Origin of the sequence: Pseudoduganella violaceinigra DSM 15887 (assembly GCF_000425385.1) — a bacterium.
Classification (GTDB): Bacteria; Pseudomonadota; Gammaproteobacteria; order Burkholderiales; family Burkholderiaceae_D; genus Rugamonas; species Rugamonas violaceinigra.
Map to the genome: position 1 here is coordinate 1 of NZ_AUDI01000023.1, position 20,456 is coordinate 20,456.

Annotated in this window: 15 protein-coding genes and 1 pseudogene; 8 read left to right on the forward strand and 8 right to left on the reverse strand. The window is 63.0% G+C overall.

Annotated features, from left to right (window positions below; genetic code table 11):
- A pseudogene (locus H597_RS0114870) lies at positions 1 to 312 on the reverse strand (transposase); the annotation flags it as partial.
- A 554-nt stretch (positions 313 to 866) separates the two neighbouring features.
- Here H597_RS0114870 and H597_RS0114880 point away from each other — a divergent pair.
- A complete protein-coding gene (locus tag H597_RS0114880) occupies positions 867 to 2,405 on the forward strand; it encodes a M20/M25/M40 family metallo-hydrolase (protein WP_028102851.1) in 1,539 nt (512 codons plus the stop codon).
- A 213-nt stretch (positions 2,406 to 2,618) separates the two neighbouring features.
- Positions 2,619 to 3,239 (forward strand): hypothetical protein, encoded by a 621-nt coding sequence (locus H597_RS0114885; protein WP_028102852.1) that lies wholly within the window; start codon positions 2,619 to 2,621, stop codon positions 3,237 to 3,239.
- A gap of 86 nt (positions 3,240 to 3,325) precedes the next feature.
- On the opposite strand, the gene H597_RS30990 is transcribed toward H597_RS0114885, so the two are convergent.
- The gene (locus H597_RS30990) at positions 3,326 to 4,024 is read right to left on the reverse strand and encodes a flagellar brake protein (RefSeq protein WP_051293808.1); all 699 of its coding nucleotides are present in this window, start codon (positions 4,022 to 4,024) and stop codon (positions 3,326 to 3,328) included.
- Positions 4,025 to 4,266: 242 nt separating this feature from the next.
- On the opposite strand from H597_RS30990, the gene H597_RS33355 reads away from it, so the two are divergent.
- Both H597_RS33355 and H597_RS31005 read left to right on the forward strand, forming a co-directional pair.
- Complete coding sequence (locus tag H597_RS33355) at positions 4,267 to 5,076, forward strand: helix-turn-helix transcriptional regulator (protein ID WP_307579932.1); 810 nt, start codon at positions 4,267 to 4,269, stop codon at positions 5,074 to 5,076.
- Positions 5,077 to 5,107: 31 nt separating this feature from the next.
- Positions 5,108 to 5,440: a putative quinol monooxygenase gene (locus H597_RS31005; protein WP_051293810.1), complete on the forward strand. Its 333-nt coding sequence runs from the start codon at positions 5,108 to 5,110 to the stop codon at positions 5,438 to 5,440.
- 69 nt (positions 5,441 to 5,509) lie between these two features.
- Here H597_RS31005 and H597_RS0114905 read toward each other — a convergent pair whose 3' ends face one another.
- From H597_RS0114905 to H597_RS0114925, 5 genes are all read right to left on the reverse strand, one after another.
- Complete coding sequence (locus H597_RS0114905) at positions 5,510 to 6,472, reverse strand: hypothetical protein (RefSeq protein WP_028102854.1); 963 nt, start codon at positions 6,470 to 6,472, stop codon at positions 5,510 to 5,512.
- A gap of 122 nt (positions 6,473 to 6,594) precedes the next feature.
- Entirely contained in the window at positions 6,595 to 7,671 is a 1,077-nt protein-coding gene (locus H597_RS31010) for an acyltransferase family protein (RefSeq protein WP_051293811.1), read from the reverse strand.
- Positions 7,672 to 7,763: 92 nt separating this feature from the next.
- Positions 7,764 to 8,987: a GNAT family N-acetyltransferase gene (locus H597_RS0114915; RefSeq protein ID WP_035374325.1), complete on the reverse strand. Its 1,224-nt coding sequence runs from the start codon at positions 8,985 to 8,987 to the stop codon at positions 7,764 to 7,766.
- A gap of 155 nt (positions 8,988 to 9,142) precedes the next feature.
- Positions 9,143 to 10,066 (reverse strand): aldose 1-epimerase, encoded by a 924-nt coding sequence (locus H597_RS0114920; protein ID WP_028102856.1) that lies wholly within the window; start codon positions 10,064 to 10,066, stop codon positions 9,143 to 9,145.
- Complete coding sequence (locus H597_RS0114925) at positions 10,056 to 10,955, reverse strand: SMP-30/gluconolactonase/LRE family protein (protein WP_229632177.1); 900 nt, start codon at positions 10,953 to 10,955, stop codon at positions 10,056 to 10,058. Before H597_RS0114925 ends, H597_RS0114920 begins: the two co-directional genes overlap by 11 nt.
- A gap of 128 nt (positions 10,956 to 11,083) precedes the next feature.
- Here H597_RS0114925 and H597_RS31015 point away from each other — a divergent pair, with 128 nt between their 5' ends.
- The 4 genes from H597_RS31015 to H597_RS0114945 all read left to right on the forward strand — a co-directional run bounded on the left by H597_RS31015 (position 11,084) and on the right by H597_RS0114945 (position 19,264).
- Positions 11,084 to 12,112, forward strand: coding sequence for a LysR family transcriptional regulator (locus tag H597_RS31015; protein ID WP_051293813.1), 1,029 nt, complete (start codon positions 11,084 to 11,086; stop codon positions 12,110 to 12,112).
- A 69-nt stretch (positions 12,113 to 12,181) separates the two neighbouring features.
- Positions 12,182 to 14,140, forward strand: coding sequence for a glycoside hydrolase family 97 protein (locus H597_RS0114935; protein ID WP_028102858.1), 1,959 nt, complete (start codon positions 12,182 to 12,184; stop codon positions 14,138 to 14,140).
- A gap of 10 nt (positions 14,141 to 14,150) precedes the next feature.
- Positions 14,151 to 16,151, forward strand: a complete 2,001-nt coding sequence (locus H597_RS0114940) for a hypothetical protein (protein ID WP_035374328.1) — start codon at positions 14,151 to 14,153, stop codon at positions 16,149 to 16,151.
- A 122-nt stretch (positions 16,152 to 16,273) separates the two neighbouring features.
- On the forward strand, positions 16,274 to 19,264 hold the full coding sequence (locus H597_RS0114945) for a TonB-dependent receptor (RefSeq protein WP_028102860.1): 2,991 nt from the start codon (positions 16,274 to 16,276) through the stop codon (positions 19,262 to 19,264).
- A 24-nt stretch (positions 19,265 to 19,288) separates the two neighbouring features.
- On the opposite strand, the gene H597_RS0114950 is transcribed toward H597_RS0114945, so the two are convergent.
- Positions 19,289 to 20,452 carry a glycerophosphodiester phosphodiesterase gene (locus H597_RS0114950; protein ID WP_028102861.1) on the reverse strand — a complete coding sequence of 388 codons (1,164 nt, stop codon included), beginning with the start codon at positions 20,450 to 20,452 and terminating at the stop codon, positions 19,289 to 19,291.
- Positions 20,453 to 20,456: the final 4 nt, after the last annotated feature.

Here is a 20,456-nt window from a genome sequence, read left to right on the forward strand (position 1 = left end):
TTATGAACGCGTACCTGGCAGCGACTCCCGCGCAAAGTACGCCGCCGCCTTTTTTACGATATCTCGCTCCATGCGGGCTTCTGCGAGCTCTTTGCGAAGCTTGGCAACCTCCGCCTCCAATTCTGGAACAGAACGGCCGCCTGGCGCCGCTTTAGTCGATGGGCCGCGCTTCGCAGCTGCCACCCAGTTTGCCAATGTGCCTTTAGGAATGGTAAGTCGGGTCGCTGCGTCCTCCAGCGTCAAGCCCTGGGCCAAGACCAGCTTTACTGCTTCTTCTCGAAGCTCTGGCGTGTACGTTTTTACTTGTTTCATTAAATGCTCTCCAGTTGGTGAAGTTTACCAAACAGGAGTGTCCGAAAAACTCAGATTACCTCATACTTCACCGGAGCTCCCGTCGTAATTCACACTCTGTACGACTACGATGCGCGCCAGAACACTGTGACGAACATCAGGCCGCCGTTTGCGTTCGTGTCAAACTTGGGGAACCCAACACTCACGCGCATCCGATAGCGCTCAACCCAGACCATCGTCTAGCCCCCCGTGTCCGGCGAAGCGCAACAAGGTCAAGCAGTGCGTATCAAACGAGTTGATCGACATGCCTGCGCCAGTTTCCCCCGCGGCGATGGCGCGCACTACAGAACGAAGGAAGACAGCTGACGCCATGCTCGTAAAGCTCGTCCCGTCATTTTCCTCATTGGTTAGCCTCGCCGTCCCCGCACACTTCGCTCGCACTCCAGCCAAGGCCTTGCGAACACATTCCTAAGCTTGGCTAATTTCTCTCCTTATCGTGCGTGAATTGACCATGAAAATGGGCACATGCTTGAATGCGCGGCATGCAATAAACAATTCACCCTGGAGATAGAGAAATGCACCAAAAGCTGTTTGCCGCCCTGCTCGTCGGCTGCTCCCTCAATGCCGGCGCCGCCTCGGCGCCAAAGAAAGTCTGGATCACCCTCGGTGACTCTGCGTACATCGCGCTGAAACAAATTGCACCGGATGCCACCGCGCGCGAATCCCGATCCCTCGCCACCGCCCATACCTTTGCCGGCGCTGTTCAAAGCGACCGCGTGCACGTGGTGGAAGTCAATGAAACAAGCCTGTCCGAGCTGACGCATGCGGTACACGAAGACCTGCGCCGCTGCGGCGGGTATGTCGCGCATGACTCGTATGCCGAGGCGGTACGCGCCTTGCAGGCGGTCACGCCGGCCCAGGTAACCGCGCCATCCTATGCGATCGACAATCAGGAGCTGGTCAAGCCAATGCTGGCCCAATTACAGGACATCAATATAGGTCGCACCATTACCGACCTGTCCAATTTCACCAATCGCTACTACAACAGCCGCCATGGCGTGGCGGCCTCCGACTGGATCAAAGCGAACTGGTCTACCCTCGCCGCTGGACGCAGCGATATCACGGTCGAGCAAATCGCCCACACAGGGTGGGCGCAAAAATCGGTCATGATGACGATCAAGGGCCAGTCTAAGCCGGATGAAATCATCGTCATCGGTGGGCATCTCGATTCCATCCATCGCGGCAGCACGGACGAAAACGCTGTCGCGCCAGGCGCTGACGACGATGCGTCCGGCATCGCCACCATGACCGAGGTAATCCGGGTGATGACGCGCAACGGCTATAAGCCGAACCGTACCATCAAATTTATCGGCTACTCCGCCGAAGAAGTGGGATTGCGCGGCTCAAAAGATATCGCCCAGCGCTTCAAGGCCCAGAACGCCAACGTCATTGGCGTCCTGCAGCTTGATATGACGAACTACCAGGGTGCGGAAAATGACATCTATTTGTTTACCGATTACACCAACGCCGCGCAGAACGACTTTCTGGCAAATCTGATCAAGAGTTATACCCCGGCCCTGAAAGTCGGCCAGGACCGCTGCGGCTATGGCTGCTCGGACCATGTATCCTGGTTCAACCAGGGCTATCCCACCTCGATGCCATTCGAAGCAAGTTACGCCGGTATGAACAAGAACCTGCATACTGTAAACGACACCTTCGCCTCGATGGGCAGCCAGGCCGTGCATGCCCTGAAATTCGCGCAACTGGCGATGGCATATGCGGTTGAACTGGGCAGCGATGCTGCGGCGCCATCGACCGGCGGGATCGACGAGACTCATCAAGGCAAATTAAGCCCGGGCCAAAGTGTGCGTTTCGGCCCCTACAAGCTCAGTGCCGGTACGCGCTTGAGCGCCGAATTGAGCGGTTCTGGCGACGCCGACCTGTATCTGCGCACTGCTTTGGCGCCGGAAAAGTTCGCTTGGGACTGCCGCCCTTACCGTGGCGATAGCGATGAAAAATGCGCTGTCACATCGGTCGGCGCGAGCGAAGTATTTCTGATGGTTGATGGTTACCGCGACGCCAGTTACACACTGGTAGTCAAAGCAATTAAGTAAGCGCGCTGGACTTATCCAGCCGCGCACGCCGCCAGCGCCACCAGCTTCGGCAAGCACGCCGGCACAAGCTGTGGCGCTGATTAGCGCCCACTTCAGCATGGAGTACAGCGACAGCACAGAACCCCTTACAACCGTGATTTTGTGTGCAATTTGACCCTGGTGCGGTCTGCTACACTTTTCCCCCTTAAAAATCCAAAACACCTAAGGGGAAATATGCTTCTGATCTGGGGAAAGCGCATGTATGGCGCAGCTGACAAAGTGGGTTCAGTTTCCGTAAAAACAATATTTGGCCACTTCTGGTACATCCCGCTATTCCCAATGACAAGCTACTACGTCGAAACGAAGACCGACCGGGTATTTGAATTGAATGGGATCCGGTGGCTTTCCGTCCTGTTCGCCTACCTTCGCGGCTGGGGGACAGTGGTGGCACTCTTCGCCTTGATTCAGATTGCAAGCCGGGATTCCGATGCGGCACTTCCGACTTATGCTCTCATTGCCGCCATGGCTGCATTAGTCGCCGCATCGTATTTCTTCGACAAGAAGATCCAGCGCGAGGAAGTACGTAAGCTGCGCCAGTTGATGGACAAACACTTTGGCCTCGCATTGGATCCCTACGAATGCCTCGTAAGCCTGGAGCAAGAGATTACGGCGCGAGCCAGGGACAATGCCGCCACTCCGCTCGAAGAAGACTGGTACAAGCGCATTGTCCGCGATCGGCTTTCCGACCAGCGGCTGCTGGAACTGGCCATGCTTCGGGCGCGATGCGACCAGCATGACAAGGCCTTGCAGCAGGAAGTGCTCGGAAGACTTGCTGGTCCATCCCAAAAAGCCTGATAAACAGAGCTTTTGTTTCGCCCCCGAACAGTCATTGAAGACCCAGGGCTGTTTCAATGGGGAAGAGCTTCCGCTGCAGCACGATCCTAGCCTGTCGTACCGGCTTCACCGTTTGCAGCGGGAACATGAAGGATCTGCGCCATAACGCTCTTGAACTTGGCTTCCTCCTCGGGCGCCAGCGTGTTGAACTTGCAGCCGATATGCAGCTGTTCACCCAGCAGGAAGGAACGGTGGGCACGCGTGAAGCGCACTTCCAGTTCCGCCACCGTGACAGTTTCCTCACCCAATTCCAGCACCACATCGCGCAGCTTACGCCCCTTGAGCAAGCCCTTGGCCTCGATCTTGGTGCAGCGCAGGCCTATTCCGCCCATCGATAAATCGTAGATCTGAAACTCATGCGGCGTTGTGCCGTTCACCACGAACGACGCCATGAAGCTGGCGCCCAGGGGCGATTCCACACGCTCCGCGGCGCGCCGGTTCAGCACCACACAGGTTTCCGGGAAGATCATCGGGATCAGCTGCGGCTTGCCCACGACCGTGCCCCATTCCTGGCTGGCGAGACGGAACTGCAGCTTCGCATTGCCCAGCACTGCGACAAAGGTGATTTTGCCGGGCACCAGGGCCGCTCCTGCATTGAGCTCCATGACGAAATGCGGCAACTCGGGGTCGACCGAGAGGATGCGTCCAAGCACCGGCTCGCGGCTGCCGGGCGCGTACATCGATATCGCGTCGCCGTGCGCGGCCAGCAGCGTCAACGCGTCGCCGATCTCGTCTTCGCTGGTCATGTCATACGAGCTTGCCCCAGCCACGAAGGGGGCTATCGCATCTTGCGGCCGCGGCGGTCCTTTGCGGATCGGGACGGCATGGGGCTCATGGAGTAGCATAGCGCCTACTTATGATCAGGATAACTTTTCACTCGGCCTGAGTCAGCCTATGAATTCATCATAGTTTGCGTTTTGCTCGATAGCAACTTATTTCGAAACTTGCAAAAGGAATTGTCATCTCGAAATCACCTGATAGCGCGTCCATACGCCCATTTCGCTGGCATCTTCGTCCAAGATCTATCCTGCGCCCCTACATCGACCGTTATTGGGGTTGGGAAGGCCTACACCGGCTCCCACCCCTGCTGCCGCCCGGAACCGGTTCGGAGTGCGTTTTTCATTACGCCAAGCCTTACCTGTTGAATGGGAAGGATGCGCCGCATGCGATGCTCCTGTGCATCCGCACGCACGCGGTCGCCATCGAGGAAAACGGGGCGCTTGGTTTCGTCGCCGTACGTTTCCGTGGCGGCAGCCTGCGTCATTTCTGCGCCCAGCCCCTGGCTCATTTGCATGACCAGGAATTGCCAGTGCAAGCGCTCTGGGGCGGCGACGCGGAGCGTTTGAGCGACCAGCTAAGGATGGCGGACGGCCCCGCCACCCGCGCCGCGGCACTCGATCAGTTCTTCCTCGCGCGACTGGGCGAATATGAACGCCGATCCGAACGCGGGCTCGACGCGCAGCTCGACAAGCTGTATTACGCCCCTGGCATGAGCATAGACACACTGGCAGAGCATTCGGGCTGGACGCGCCGCCACTTCCAGCGCAAATTCACCGACGCATTCGGCCTTGGCCCCAAGCAGTTCGCCCGGATCGCGCGGCTCAGCCATACGATGCGCCTGCTGGCACTGGAACCGAATGTGACGGCGCTCGATGCGGCGTTGCGCATCGGATATTTCGACCAGGCGCACTTCATCCACGAAACGCGCGCGCTGACGGGCGTTACGCCGCAAACCATTATCACGGGGATGCGGGAAAAGTCCCATTTCTACAATCCGCCATCGCGACCAATTGCATAAACTCGGTACTCCTCTCACACATGGAGTCCACATGTACCTGCTTGCTACGCTCGAAGCCCGCCCGCAATTCCTCGATACCCTGCTCGCCGAACTGGATCATATGGTCGCGCATTCGCGCTCCGAACCCGGCACACTGCAATACGAAGTATTCACCGATCTTGAAAACGGCAGCAGGATTACCGTGTTCGAGCGCTACACCGATGCCGCAGCAGTGCAGGCTCACCTCGATAGCGCGCCGCTGCAGACGCTTTTCGCCAAGTTCGAACACTACCTCAGCGCACCGCCAACACTGCTTCGCATGACACGGCGGGAGGGATTCCTGCGTGAAGGGCTTGCGAATGCGCCTGCCGTCGAATTGAAATGAGGAGATCGCCTCTGGAGGCCTCCTCTCATTATTTGATCCAGGACCTACAGGCATTCGCCTTGCTTGCAGCTAGCCCATACCTGCCAGCGATCGGAAGATGAAATTGCCGGCAAGCGCTATCGCGCAGACGATGCTGTATGCCACGACGAGGGACAACGCTATGGCGTGGGACGGGCTCTGGTCGATTTTCAGCCTGTCCCTCACCCAGGTCGCGCCTTGATCCAGGCGGACGGCCATATACAGGACAAGATAGCCAATCAAATACAACCATAGCCAAACGGAAGTCAGCAGGCTCGATAGGAAAAGAATCGACTCCGGAAAGGCGTAAACAAGCTCAGTCAGAAGCCCGCCCTTGATGTCAAAGCCGCCCCGTCCCGAAGGCACGAGCATGTCGCTGGTAAGGTCCCCAAGAAGCTGCAACTGAGTGGGAAGAACGGCCGGGTTCAACCAGATATCCAGCGCTTCGGCCGGCCCAAGCGCCGAGAATCCCGGCACGACCACTCCTTTCGCTGCCGTAAAGAGTAAATAGAACAGGAGAATGGACAGGAAAAGATCGATGATCACGGCCCCAAACGGCGAAAGAGATCTTTTCCCCACCGACAAATGGATGATCTTTCGAGTAAGGCTGGTCGACAAAAAATCGATCGCCAGGGAGACGGCAATCAGCGGTCCGGCGCTCTTCAAAATCAGGTGCCGTGAAGCGGCGTTTTCAAGCCAGCTGGTGTAGCTGGGAAACATCAACGCGCAAAACGCAAGGACCAAGGCTATCCACACTCCGCTAAGAGCAACTGAACGCCTGACCGCCTTCCATGAGAGAATTTTCGGTCCAAAGAACCGGTCCGACACATAGAGAAAGAATTTGAACGCAGATCTGGATGCAGGAAGCAACGATCGCTTCTTTGCAAACTTTATCATCTCTTGCTTTGCAAGATCAGACGCACCATGCTCGGCGAGATGAGCCAGGTAGTAGGCAAACCCCGCAACGCCCGCAAGCGAAGGCGCCAGGATTTTCAACAGATCCAGGTTGGTCATTTATCCCCCAGGTATGTGTCCGGGAACAGCAGAATTGCTTGCACCAATAATGCTTCGGCACTGGGGACGTTGGCAAGCTCTGGAACAAAGCCGGCCGCTACAGTTTGGCCTGGATCAGATCTCTAAGCACGCTGGGTGTTTCCCGTTTGGCTAGTCGATGCCTGCAAGAGTCGGCCCAGCGGGATCTCTACCCAGCGATGGAAGGCCGCCCCGGCAACAAGGCTTGCGCCCCATGCCGTCAGCATGCCGGCGCCCTGCAGCACAGGATCGGCCGGCACAAAACGCGTGAAGGCAGCGTTCACCAGCAGGCAAACCGGGAAGTGGATCAGGAAGACCGCGTACGAAGTCCGCGCCAGCGCGTTGACCACGGACAGGAGGCGGCTTTTGCGCTCGAATTGCATGCGCCCGAAAATCACCAGGGCGCAGGCCACCATCATCGCCAGCGCCAGACGGCTGCGGAAATTCACGGCCAGCGCCACCAGGGCCGGCAAGAAGATCGCCGCCTGCACCAGCACCGCGCCGCGCGTTTTGCGGCGCGGGTCGCCCGCCCACCATGCCGCCATGCCAAGGCCATAGCTACCGAAGAAGTACGGCGCCCAGTTGTCCCAGGACGAATCGAGGTTGAAGTGCAAGACGGAGAAGGCGCAGCAAATCGCAACCATGGTCGGCACCAGCCACGGACGGCGCACCGGGCCGGAAATGCGGGCCGCCAGCCAAAGGATACCGACCATCATGGCGTACAGCTGGAAGTCGATCGCGACGTACCAGGCGCCGGCCGACAGCGACGGATAGCCCAATACGCCATGCGCCAGGGCGGCATGGGCGGCCAGCTGCCCGACTGTCGCCGGGGCGGAAATCGAATGGTGATCCATCCAGTGACTGGCCAGCAGCGAAGCGACAGCGGCAATAAGGGTGGCGGCGATGAAGGGTGGCGCCAGTTTGGCATAGCGGCGCCAGATTGCGCCCAGGGGGTCGATCATCACGGGCTGGGCGCTGGGCGCCAGCGATTTGGCCGCGAGGAAGCCGCCGACCACCAGGAAAACCTGGACGGCAAGGCGCGCGCTGCCCGCCAGCCAGTCAATCAAGTCTGGCAGGAAGGGCCGCACCTGGTCGGCCATCGGGCCGTAGAATGCAAGGTGGTGCAGCACAATTAACTGTGCTGCAACAGCCTTTAGTAAATTGATCACGCCGTACTTCATTACATCTGCTGCCGTCGATCCAAAAGGACGACATGATACCTGAGCTCAGCAGATTAGCGGCGCGCGCCTAGCAACCGCTAAGTAACGAAGTGTTACGCCGCCTTGTTTTCAGCCTTCTTGAACGGGCTGCGGTCAGGGGCTTCGTCATGGTCGATATTCAGCAGCAGGTGCTTGATGACCTTGTTCATCAAGGGCTGGCGATGGCGGATCAGGACGCCGAACGGTTCCGGTCGCGCGCCCAATGCCGCTTTCGGCTCGAGCGCGGTGCGGCCGAAGGAAACGCGCTTGCAGCCCAGGCCGATGGCGTCCGAAATGCCGGCATGCAGCAGGCGCAGGTAGATCGGCAGGTCGGCGGCGGCCGCGCGGTCGAAGCCGATGTGGAAGGCGATGGCCGTCTCGCAGTCGGCAATGGTGACCAGGAAGCCCAGCATCTTGCCTTCGCGCTTGACAATACTGCAACGGAAGCGCTCCCCCGCCGCTTCCTGCAGCACCGGGAAATATTCCGGCGACAGTTCGAAGGGACGGAAGCCGGCGTTCATCTGCACCGCCTTGTACAGGGCGTGAATTTCGTCGCGCATGCCGGCCATGTCGGTGAAGTGCTCCACCGTGCATTGCGCCTGTTCGATCGGCTTGAAGATGCCATTGCGGATGTTGGCGCGGTATTTCGAAGCCAGGCTGGCCAGGTAATCGTCGTAGGTTTTCCAGCCCTCTTCCAGCGCCAGCACCATGTTCGGCTCCGTTTCCACGAAACGGTAGCTGAGGTTCTTGAGGAAGGACGCGTCTTCCACCTGCGGGCCGTGCAAGTCCTTGATCATGACGAAATTTGCCGAACCGGCAAGTTTTTCAGCCTGGCGTACGCGGTACAGGACTTCGGCCACGCCGTGCCAGGCCAGTTCCGGATCGACGCCCGGGGCGAAGGCGATGCCGTGCTGGCCGAAGGTGAGCAGGTTGCCGCAGGTGAGCACGCGCTGCCCCAGGCTTTCGCCCAGCGAGCCAAGCGAGGCTTTGCTGGCCTGCGCCAGCTTGATGTCGGCCAGCTGCATGTAGATGGCCGCCACCGGCTGCTCGTCCTCATAGACCAGCGCATAGCGCGGATCGAGGTTGGCCGGCAGCACGGCTTCCAGCGCATGCAGGTAGTCGTAGGACAGGAAGAAGCCCGAGGCGGCGGTGAGGCCTTGCCAGGCCGGAGCATCGAGCATGCCGATCGAATCGGCGATGGCGTAGCGCAGTTGGGCGGGGCCGCGCAGGCGCTTGCGTACCTCGCGGCGTTCGGTCAGCGCGTTTTTTACGGAGCGCAGTGTTTGCTGGATCTTCATCGTTACGAAATTGGCAATGGAACGGCGCAGTCTAACACGTCTGCCGCCGGCTTAGAGGCTGTTTCAAAATGGGCATGGCTAGGCGCAGCGACGAAGGCAGCGCGCCTGCACGGCAAGGAGCTGCAACAACGCCATGGCCATTTTGAATCGGCCTTTTAGCCGATGTGCGCTTCCAGGCGAAGCGCGCTATGCAGGGCGGCGCCGGGTGCCAGCACTGCACCGCCGGTCGCCGCGGGCGGGTAGCCGGCCAGGTTCAGCCAGTCGGTGCAGTTGCTGACCGGCTCCACGCAGAACCAGCGGGCGTTGGGTGGCACATAGAGCGCCAGCAGGTCGAGGGGCGCGGCGGCGCGCAGGGTCAAGGCCGCGGCCCGGCGCCGCTCCCCGGCTGGCCAGTCGATGCGCGCCACGCCCTGCCAGCCGCAGAAATTGTGATCGAGGCGCAGTCCTTGCAGCTTGCGGCCGGCGGCCAGTTGCTCCAGCAAAGGCGGCTGCTCGAGCGCGGTAGGCAGGCAGGCCGCGTCGGTGGCCCATTTCCCTTCGAGGCGCGCCTGCAGCCGGGTGCCGTGGCGGCGCGGCAGGTAGGGATGGTGGCCAAGCCCCACCGGCATGGGGTCGTCGCCCAGGTTGCGGATGGAGAGCTCGAGCAGCATGCCTTGTTCGTCCAGGCGGATATCCTGCACCGCTTCGAACGGCCAGGGCCAGCCGCCGCGGGCCTGGCCTTCATAGCGCAGCGTCATGCGGGCGTCGGCCGCACCGCCGATCTCCGAATGCCAGGGCAGCTGCCAGCCTACCCCGTGCAGCGCATGTGGCACGGTGCTGGGATGCGGCGCCAGGGCGATCTTGCGGCCGCCGTATTCGGCGCGGCCACCGCGCAGGCGGTTGCAGAAGGGCAGCAGCGGGAAGCTGGCCATGGCGCGCGCGTCACGGGCGCGCAGCGCGCCTTCGCTGGCGGGCCGCAGCCAGTGGAAGCGCTGTCCCCGCCCCTGCTCGCTGTAAAAGCGCGCCAGCGAGCCACCGATGCCCGGCGCCAGCTCGGCACGCAGGCTGCCGTATTGAAGCGGCAGGAGCCTAGTTCGCATGGAACTGGAAGCGGCTTTCCGCCAGGCCGCGCGCTTCCAGCACAGAGACGCGGAACAGCGCCCCGGCGCGTGGCTGCAGCGCCAGTTGCGCCGGCGACAGCGACTGCCGTGCGCTGGTGACGAACAGTTCGTCCATGTCGGCGCCGCCCAGGGAGACGCAGCTGGGCTGCGCCACCGGCAGCGGCAGCGTGCGTTCCAGTTCGCCCTGCGGCGTATAGCGCGCCACCTGCCAGCCGCCCCATTGGGCGTTCCACAGGTGGCCGCCGGCGTCGACGCAGGAGCCGTCCGGCACACCGATGGCCAGCGTGGCGAACACGCGCACATTCGCCAGCGAGGGATAGTCGCAGCACAGGATGCGCGAATCGCACGAGTCGCAAAAGTACATGGTGGCGCCGTCGGGCGAGAAGCAGATGCTGTTGGCGATGCCCACCGGCGGCAGATCCAGCAGTTCCAGGGACAGGTTGCAGTTCAGGCGGTAGAAACGGCCCAGGGGGGCATGCTCGGGGGCCTCGTTCATTGTGCCGAACACGAAGCGCCCGGAACGGTCGCAGCGGCCGTCGTTGACGCGCACGCCGGGCGGAAGCTTGAGCGCATGCAGCGTGTGGACGGCGCCGTCCGCGACATTCAGCACCGCCAGACGCGACGCCATGCCCAGCAGGATCAGACCGTTTTTCGACGTCGGCGCCAGCGAGGCCACGCGCTCGGGCATCTCCCAGCGGCGCAATGCGCTGCCGTCGCTGGCGCAGCAATACAGCGCTTCGCCCTCGATATCGCTCCACCACAGGCGCTGGCTGTCGGCGCACCAGTGCACGCCTTCACCCAGCATGTCGCAATGCGCTGTCAGCGCGCGCGCCATGCCGCCCATGTCCGTCCTCCACTGATATGCCATGCCGCTCCCCGAAACAAATTGTGCCGATTATGTTAGCGGAGCGCGCGATATGAATCCAATCAACAAATTGCCAACACCGATACCAATTTAAGTATGTTAAAACGCCATGACACCCGAAAGGCAAGGTAATGACTGCTCCAAATCCGAACTGGTTTCTACGCGCGCGGCTTAAGACGCGCCAGCTGCTGCTGTTGATCGCTATCGATGACGAACGCAATATCCACCGTGCGGCGGAGGCGCTGTGCATGACGCAGCCGGCCGCCTCCAAACAGCTGAAGGATCTGGAGGAGATGCTCGGCATCGCCCTATTCGAGCGGCTGCCGCGCGGCATGGAGCCGACCATTTACGGCGAAAGCATGATACGCCATGCGCGCATGGCGCTCACCAGCCTGGCCCGCGCGCACGAGGATATCGTCGCCCTGAAGTCCGGCCTGGCCGGCCAGGTCGACGTGGGCAGCATCATGACGCCCGCGCTGCGCCTGCTGCCGCGCGCCATCACGCGCGTCAAGCAGCAGGTGCCGCAGCTGCGCATCGGCGTGCAGATCGAGTCCAGCAACGAGCTGCTGGAGCGCCTGCAGCGCGGCACCCTCGATTTCCTGCTGGCGCGCCTGTCCAATTTCCACGACAACGCCGACCTGCATTACGAGGAGCTGGCGCCGGAGCCGGTGGTGGCGGTGGCGCGCATCGGCCATCCGCTGGCCGCGCGCAGCAAGCTGACCCTGCAGGATCTGGTGCGGGTGCCGTGGATCATGCCCTCGCCCGGCAGCCTGCTGCGGCAGCGCTTCGACCAGCTGTTCCACAACGCGGGCATGGAGCCGCCGAGCGATGTGGTCAATACCAGCGAGATCGTGCTGATCACCAGCATGCTGCAGATGAGCGATGCGCTGAACGTGATGTCGACCGATGTCGCCCTGCGCTACCGGGAACTGGGCCTGCTGGCCATCCTGCCGCTGGACCTGGACTGCCGCATGGATCCCTTCGGCATTGTGCGGCGGCGCGACCGCGTGCTCTCGCCCGGCGCGGAGCTGCTGCTGCAGGCGATCCGGCGCGAGGCGTCGGAATCGCCGGCGCCGGCCGCGGTCGCGGCTCCTGCCGCAGCAGCTGCTGCTGCCGCGGCCCCGGCGGCGGATAACGTATTCGATATCGCTTTGGCATAAAAAGTCATTGGATCGGTATCCCTGCCCGCCCTTAGCATGGGCCGGAATACCTATATCCGGAGACCTGCCATGAACAACCTGTCCCTTGCGCGCCGCCTGGCCGGTGCGCTGCTGTTGATTGCGCCGCTCGCGGGCCACGCCGCGCGCTCCCTCGAACTCAGTTCGCCCGACCGCCAGCTGCGCGTCACCATCGACACCGGCGAGCGCCTGGCGCTGGCCATCAGCCATCGCGGCACGCCGCTGGTGCTGCCGACGCCGATCGGCATGACCTTGAGCGGCATCGGCACCCTGGGCGACAAGCCGCGCCTGACCGGGCAGCAGCGCCGCAGCGTCGACGCCACCGTGCAGCCGGTGGTGGCGCAGAAGTCCAGCGTAGTGCGCGACCGTTACAACGCCCTGCAACTGGAATTCGCCGGCGGCTACGCACTGGAGGTGCGCGCCTACGACGAGGGTGTCGCCTACCGCTTCCGCACCAGCCTGCCCGGCCAGGTGACGGTGGAGGACGAGCAGGCCGGCGTCAACCTGCGGCCGCAGGACACCTTGTACTGGCCGCAGGAAAAGTCGATGCAGTCGCATAACGAGCACTATTACCAGGCGCTGAGCGTGGGCGACGCCGCCGGCAAGCTGGTCGGCGTCCCGGCGCTGGTGAAGAACGGCGGGCTGCACCTGGTGTTCACCGAATCGGGCCTGCGCGACTATCCTGGCCTGTACCTGCACGGCGAAGCGGCCGGCCTGCGCGCCATCTTCCCGAAAGTGGCCCTGGCCGAGACGGCGCGCGACGACCGCAACGTGCCGGTGACGCAGGAGGCGCCGTATATCGCGCGCACCGAAGGTAAGCGCGCCTTCCCCTGGCGCATCCTGGGCATCGCCGCCGATGCCGGCGGCCTGCTGCTGAACCAGATGCCCTACCTGCTGGCCGATCCGCAGGAATTAAAGGAAACGGGATGGATCAAGCCGGGCAAGGTGGCCTGGGACTGGTACAACGGCAACAAGCTGTATGGCGTGCCGTTCAAGGCCGGCCTGGATACGCGCACCTACCGCCACTACATCGACTTCGCGGCAGACAATGGCCTGGAGTACATCATCATGGATGAAGGCTGGTACAAGCTGGGCGACCTGCTGGCGGTCAAACCGGAGATCGACATGCCGGAGCTGATGGCCTACGCAAAACAGCGCGGCGTCGGCATCATCCTGTGGGTGTCGTGGAAGACCCTGGACAGCCAGATGACGGCGGCACTGGACCAGTTCGCGCGCTGGGGAGCGGCGGGCATCAAGGTCGACTTCATGCAGCGCTCCGACCAATGGATGGTGAACTACTACGAGCGCGTCGCGCGCGAAGCGGCCGCACGGCGCCTGCTGGTGGACTTCCACGGCAGCTTCAAGCCCAGCGGCCTGCAGCGCACCTGGCCCAATGTGCTCACCTTCGAGGGCGTGAAAGGCCTGGAAAACAACAAGTGGACCGACAAACAGACGCCGGAGCACGACGTCACGCTACCCTTCATCCGCATGTTCGCCGGCCCGCTGGACTACACGCCCGGTGCCATGAGCAACGCCCACCGCAAGGATTTCGTGGCCAGCTTCGACCGCCCGATGAGCCAGGGCACGCGCGCGCACCAGCTGGCGATGTACATGATCTACGAAAGCCCGCTGCAGATGCTGGCCGACAGTCCCTCGCAATACCGCGCCAACCCCTCTTCGCTGGCCTTCATCCGCCAGGTGCCGGTTGAATGGGACGAGAGCCGCGTGCTGCACGCCCAGCTGGGCGGCTATATCGCCATGGCGCGCCGCCGCGGCGATACCTGGTATGTGGGGGCGATGACGGGCGCGGACGGGCGCGACCTGGAGCTGGACCTGTCCTTCCTGGGCCAGGGCGATTACCGCATGGACAGCATGGAAGACGGGCCCAACGCCGCCGTCTTCGCCATCGACGTCCAGCAAGGCTGCGCCGCCGTGACCCGCGCCAGCCGGATAACGATGCGCCTGGCGCCGGGCGGCGGCTGGGCCGCGATCATCCGCAAGACGAATTAAGGAGAAGCCTATGCAAAGCCTATTCCGCGCCCCCCTCGCCGCGGCACTGCTGGCCGCCGGGCTGGCGCAGGCGGCGCCGCCCGCCTTTACGCCGCGCTGGCAGATCGACGGCAACGCCATCCGCTGGCAGGTGCAGGACGCCCACAGCGACCAGCTTGAAATGAGCGGGCGCCAGGTCTCCGCCGTGATCGACTACGGCAGCCGGGCCGACGGATCGCTGCTGCTGGCGCGCACCGTGGTGTGGCCGATGCTGCGCACGATTCCGGACGATACGCACGCCAGCCTGATTCGCAAGTTCGGCGCCGAGGCGTCGCCAGCCATCGCCATCGACGGCCAGCCGGCCGCCGAGCGCCTGCAGCAGGTGCGTTTCGACGGCCGCCTGGCCCTGCAATCGCAGCTGGCGCCGGGCATCATACTGCTGCGTACCCTCACACCTTCGCCGGACGAACCGGCGCTGGTGGAGCGGCTGGAACTGGTCAACAACGGCAAGACGGCGCGCCGCTACAGCTTCGCCGCGCTGGAGCGCAGCGAGAGCACGCCGGCCGAACAGGGCACGCACGGCGCCTATGTGGTCGAAGTGCGCTCGCCGGCGCGCGAAGGCGAACTGGCGCCCGGCGCACGCACCCATGTGGACCTTGTCTTCAGCGCCCGCCTGCAGAACGAAATGGTGTACGTGGACGGCGATGAAGCCCTGCAGGCGCGCGCGCGCAAGGTGGCGCAATGGCGCGAGAACCTGGTGCTCGAAACGCCCGATCCCGTGATCGACGCAATGTTCGCCTTTTCCAAGGTGCGGGCCGCCGAAAGCATCTTCGCCACGCGCGGCGGCCTGCTGCACGGGCCGGGCGGAACACGCTATTACGCGGCCATCTGGGCCAACGACCAGGCCGAATACGTCAATCCCTTCTTCCCCTACCTGGGCGACCGCGCCGGCGTGCAGAGCGCGCTAACGAGCTTCAGCATGTTCGCCCGCTATATGAACGCGGACTTCAAGCCCATCCCCTCGTCCATCGTGGCGGAGGGCCGCAGCTACTGGAACGGCGCGGGCGACCGCGGCGACTGCGCCATGATTTCCTACGGCGCCAGCCAGTTCGCCCTGGCCCAGGGCGACGCCAATACCGCGCGCCAGCTGCTGCCCCTGATCGACTGGTGCCTGGAATTCACGCGCCGCAAGCGCGATGCGCAAGGCATCGTGCATTCCGACAGCGACGAGCTGGAAGGCCGCTTCCCCTCAGGCAAAGCCAATCTGTCGACCAATGTGCTGGCCTACGGCGGCCTGGAAGGGGCAGCGCGCCTGGCGGCGGCGCTGGGCGATACGCCGCGCGCCGCCGCACTGCAGCAGGAGGCGCAGGCGCAGCGGGGCGCCATCGAGCGCTATTTCGGCGCCCGCATGGGCGGCTACGATACCTACCGCTATTACGACGGCAACGATAAGCTGCGCGCCTGGATCGCCCTGCCGCTGGCGCTGGGCATCAACGAGCGCCAGCACGGCACGGTCGATGCGCTGCTGTCGCCGCAGCTGTGGACCGAGAACGGCGTGCTCACCGAAGCGGGCGACAAGACCTTCTGGGACCGCGCCACGCTGTATGCGCTGCGCGGCCTGCTGAAGGCCGGCGAGCTCGATCGCACCATGCCCTACCTGCGCTATTACTCGGGCCGGCGCCTGCTGGGCGAGCACGTGCCGTACGCGGTGGAAGCCTGGCCGGAGGGACAGCAGCGCCACCTATCGGCCGAAAGCGGGCTGTATGCACGGGTCGTGACGGAAGGCCTGTTCGGCATCGAACCAGCCAGCCTGCGCAGCTTCACCATCGCACCGCGCCTGCCCAAAGGCTGGCCGCGCATGGCGCTGCGGCATTTGCGCGCTTTCGGCGCTGGCGCCAACGGCGGCGGCATCGACATCGTCGCCACCCGCACGGCGCGCGGCCAGCGCGTGCTGGTACGCCTGGACGGCAAGACCCTGCTCGACGAGGCCTGGGACGGCAAGGCGCCCCTGCTCGTCACCCTCCCGAATTAAGCCATACCGTTTTCAGTATTGATGGCCGCCAAAGATTCATTAGCTCGCCATCAATATCTTGCCTAGCATATCTCCGTCGGCCGCCACTGCGCGGCCGATCGATAACTACACCAGGAGATAGAATGAAGAACACGTCCCAACGTGTGCGGATGACCATCCTCGCGCACGCCCTTGCAATGGCTTTCGCTGGGCCAGCCCTTGCACAATCGAATGCCACCGGTACCATTTTCGGTCACGTCGCCAACGGCAGCGGCGTCACCGTGGTGCTGGAGAATGTCGCCACCGGTGCGCGCCGGACCGTCAGCGTGGACGCCAAAGGCCACTACAACGCCAACTCCATGCAGCCTGGCGCCTACAAGGTGATGCTGGTACGCGACGGCAACGTGGAGCGCGTGCTCGAGGTGGAAGCGCTGATCGGCCAGGGCGTGGAAGCGTCCTTCGAAACGATGCAGGCTGTGACCGTGACCAGCCGCCGTCCAACCATCGACGTCAGCAACACCAACAACGGCGTGGTCTTCACCGCGCGCCAGCTCGACGAACTGCCTATCTCGCAAAGCATTTCCGGCATTATCGCCCTGGCGCCGGGCACCACGCGCGGCAACCCTAACGTCGCCGGCGACAGCTTCGGCGGCGCCGGTGTGTCGGAGAACGCCTACTACATCAACGGCTTCCCGGTCACCAATGTGTATCGCCAGATCGGTTCGACCACCCTGCCCTTCTTCGCCATCTCCCAGGCCCAGATCCTGCAAGGCGGCTACAGCGCCGAATTCGGCCGCTCCACCGGCGGCGTGGTGAACATCACCACCAAGAGCGGCACCAATAAATGGGAAGCGGGCGCCGTGCTGCAATACACGCCGAACTGGCTGCGCGCCAAGCCGGACGACACCTTCTACCCGAACACCGGCAGCAATCCGAAAACCGACGGCAAGCTGCTCACCTACCGCCACATCAACAACGCCACCGACGTCTTCGGCAGCGCCTATGTCGGCGGCCCGCTGATCAAGGACAAGCTGTTCATGTTCGCCAACGTGGAGTCGGACCGCTTCACCACCGGCTATGTCAGCAAGAGCTCCGATTCGCTGAACAAGACCAACGGCTGGACCGAACGCGAAACCCGCACCCCGCGCTACCTGCTCAAGCTCGATTACAACATCACCGACGAGCACCGCCTGGAATTCACCCAGATCCACGACGAAAACAAGAAGACGCAGCAAAACTACGGCTTCGATTACGCCACCCTGGCGCACAACAGCACGGTGGCCGGCGGCACGACGGGCGACGGCGCCAAGACCGACGACTCGATCCTGAAGTACACCGGCTTCCTGACCGACAACCTGACCGTGACGGCCCTGGCCGGCCGCTTCAAGTCGACCTATCCGCAAAGCCGCGCGGGCTATGTCCCGACCATCTACCAGGTCAGTGCACCGCTGAACGCGCAGGTACCGGGACTGACATACAACAATCCGCAGACCATCGGCGGCACCGTCCAGGTGGAAAACGCGGAAGACAAACAATCCACGCTGCGCCTGGACGTCGAGTACAAGCTGGGCAAGCATGCCCTGCGCGCCGGTATCGACCGCAACAACGTATCCTCCATCAACGGCTCGGAACTGGCCGGCGGCGGCAGCTATTACTACCTGCGCAGCAACAATCCGAATGAAGCGGTCGACGGCGGCAATTCGCCGGCCTCGGGCGGCGGTTTCGGCCCGCAAGGCTATTACGTCAATGTCTACCACCAGAGCGACGCCGCCTCGCCGAAAACCGACCAGGCAGCGCAATACATCCAGGACCGCTGGCAAATCACCGACAGTGTGCTGCTGGACATCGGCCTGCGCAACGAACAGTTCACCAACAAGAACAGCGACGGCATCGCCTATGCCGCGCAACGCCATATGCTGGCGCCGCGTGTGGGCGCAGCGTGGGATGTACGCGGCGACGGCACCCTGAAGGCCTTCGCCAACGCAGGACGCTACCACCTGCAGATTCCGACCAGCGTGGCGCAGCGTATCGCCGGCAATCCGGTCCACATCGACCACTATTACACCTATACCGGCGTTGACCCGGTCACGGGTGCGCCGACCGGCCTGGTGGCAATCAGCCCGCCTATTTCGTCCGGCAACGAATGGGGCACGCCCAAGGATCCACGCCAGGTGGCGGCCAGCAACCTGGGCGCCACCTATCAGGACGAACTGGCGCTGGGCTTCGAAGCTGCGCTGAACCCTGAATACACCTTCGGCTCCAAGCTCACTTACCGCACGCTGCGCAACACGATCGAAGACTGGTGCGACTCGCGTCCGGTGCAAGCCTGGGCCAAGCGCAACAACGTCGACGCCAGCGGCTACGGCATGCCTTGCCTGCTGGTCAATCCTGGCCGCGACAACACGCTGACGCTGGACCTGCGCGGCGACGGCAAGCTGGTGACGATTCCGCTGACGGCCGAGGAAATCGGCCTGCCGAAAGTGAAGCGCATCTACACGGCGCTGGACATGTTCGTCGAACACCCGTTCCGCAACGGTTGGTACGGCAAGGTCAACTACACCCTGTCGCGCAGCTACGGCAATATGGAAGGCCAGGTGATGTCCGATATCGGCCAGGCCGACATCGCAGCCACCACCTCCTTCGACTTCCCGGAACTGATGGACGGCGCCAGCGGCCTGCTGCCGAACAACCACAAGCACGTGCTCAAGGCGTTCGGCTACTACCAGGTGGCGCCTGAATGGACGCTGGGCACTAACATCAACATCGTCACCGGCGGTCCCAAGTCCTGCATCGGCAACCTGCCCAAGGCGCTCAACCAGGATGGCAAAAACCCGGCCGCAGGGTACGGCTCCGGCACCTTCTATTGCGATGGAAAGCTGGCGCCGCGCGGTTCGGCGGGCACGCTGCCGACCGACATCCGCATCGCCCTGAACACGACCTACTCGCCGCAATTCATGAAGGGGCTGAAACTGAAGGCCGACGTATTCAACCTGCTGAACCGCCAGACCGTCCTGGCCACCCAGCCGGTGTACAACTCGGGCAAGGATACGGTCAGCCCGTACTACGGCCAGGTGCAGGGCCGCGCACCGGAACGCCAGGTGCGCTTCTCCGCGGAGTACAACCACAAGTTCTGATCTTGCTGTAGTCTGGAGACGAGGTTAGCGCCCCGTCTCCTTCAAGTATTCCGCGCGCGCCGCCAGGGCGGTGTCCGCGAAATCGGAGAACAGGCCGTCGACGCCCAGCGCGAAGAACTGTTTGTACTCCAGCACTGGATCACCCTTGTAGTTGCTGGCCAGGCGGCGTTTCTCGTTGCGGAAGGTGTAAGGGTGCACCAGCAGACCGGCCTTATGGGCGTCGGCCACCAGCGTGGTCGGCGCCATCGTCGTCGTGTCGGCATCATTCACCTTGCCGTCCCCGTTCACGTCCGCCACCTTGCCGTTCGCATCCAGCGTGCCCTTCACGCTCACGATATAGCGCTTCCACGGGCCGATCCCGTCGGCATAGGTCTTGATCTCGGCCAGCCCGGCCGGCGTCACCATATCGCTGAACTTGCGCTTGTCGCCCGCCAGCGCCCAGTCGAATGGTTTGTCGTACGGCGCCGCGTATGTCAGGGCGCCCGTCTTCAGGTCCACATCATCGGCATCGATCAACTGCACCATCTTCAGCCTGGAACCCTTGCTGCGCATGTATTTCAGGCTGCCCGGTTCGAAGGACTGCACGAAAACCGGCGCATCGCGCTCGGTCCAGCCGGCGGCGGCCAGCAGCGCCAGTAGCTTGTCCTCCAGCGGCAATCCTTGCTGGCGATGGAAGCTGGGGTTCTTGGTCTCTGGATAAATGGCGATATTGCGGCCGCTTTTCTTGACCAGATCGATCACTTCCTGGATGGTCGCGATCCTGAACTTGCCGTTGAACTGCTGCGGACGTTCGGCGTCGGTCGAAATGCCGCCCAGCGTCTTGATCTCGGCCAGCGTGAAGTCGCTGGCGAACCAGCCTTCCTGCATCTCGCCGTCGACGCTCAGGGTGCGCTTGCGCGACGCAAATTCGGGGTGCTGCGCCACATCGGTGCTGTAGGCCAGGTTCGGGTCGTGGCGGGCGATCAGCACGCCGTCCTTGGTGGAGATCACGTCCGGCTCGATCGCATCGGCGCCCAGTTCGATCGCTTTGGCGTAGGCTTCGACGGTTTCCTCCGGCAGATAGCCGCTGGCACCGCGGTGCGCCACCACCAGCGGCAATTGTCCCTCGAGTGTCGGCAGTGCCGGCAGGCCGCCGCCGCATGCCGCCAATACCGCTGCCACCAATGTGCATCCCACTACTTCTTTCATTGCT

What these genes read in the sequence shown, in the direction of transcription:
- H597_RS0114880 (WP_028102851.1), top strand. Translation starts at nt 867, where the DNA reads ATGCACCAAAAGCTGTTTGCCGCCCTGCTCGTCGGCTGCTCCCTCAAT.
- H597_RS0114885 (WP_028102852.1), top strand. Translation starts at nt 2,619, where the DNA reads ATGCTTCTGATCTGGGGAAAGCGCATGTATGGCGCAGCTGACAAAGTG.
- H597_RS30990 (WP_051293808.1), bottom strand. Translation starts at nt 4,024, where the DNA reads ATGACCAGCGAAGACGAGATCGGCGACGCGTTGACGCTGCTGGCCGCG.
- H597_RS31005 (WP_051293810.1), top strand. Translation starts at nt 5,108, where the DNA reads ATGTACCTGCTTGCTACGCTCGAAGCCCGCCCGCAATTCCTCGATACC.
- H597_RS0114905 (WP_028102854.1), bottom strand. Translation starts at nt 6,472, where the DNA reads ATGACCAACCTGGATCTGTTGAAAATCCTGGCGCCTTCGCTTGCGGGC.
- H597_RS31010 (WP_051293811.1), bottom strand. Translation starts at nt 7,671, where the DNA reads ATGAAGTACGGCGTGATCAATTTACTAAAGGCTGTTGCAGCACAGTTA.
- H597_RS0114915 (WP_035374325.1), bottom strand. Translation starts at nt 8,987, where the DNA reads ATGAAGATCCAGCAAACACTGCGCTCCGTAAAAAACGCGCTGACCGAA.
- H597_RS0114920 (WP_028102856.1), bottom strand. Translation starts at nt 10,066, where the DNA reads ATGCGAACTAGGCTCCTGCCGCTTCAATACGGCAGCCTGCGTGCCGAG.
- H597_RS0114925 (WP_229632177.1), bottom strand. Translation starts at nt 10,955, where the DNA reads ATGGCATATCAGTGGAGGACGGACATGGGCGGCATGGCGCGCGCGCTG.
- H597_RS31015 (WP_051293813.1), top strand. Translation starts at nt 11,084, where the DNA reads ATGACTGCTCCAAATCCGAACTGGTTTCTACGCGCGCGGCTTAAGACG.
- H597_RS0114935 (WP_028102858.1), top strand. Translation starts at nt 12,182, where the DNA reads ATGAACAACCTGTCCCTTGCGCGCCGCCTGGCCGGTGCGCTGCTGTTG.
- H597_RS0114940 (WP_035374328.1), top strand. Translation starts at nt 14,151, where the DNA reads ATGCAAAGCCTATTCCGCGCCCCCCTCGCCGCGGCACTGCTGGCCGCC.
- H597_RS0114945 (WP_028102860.1), top strand. Translation starts at nt 16,274, where the DNA reads ATGAAGAACACGTCCCAACGTGTGCGGATGACCATCCTCGCGCACGCC.
- H597_RS0114950 (WP_028102861.1), bottom strand. Translation starts at nt 20,452, where the DNA reads ATGAAAGAAGTAGTGGGATGCACATTGGTGGCAGCGGTATTGGCGGCA.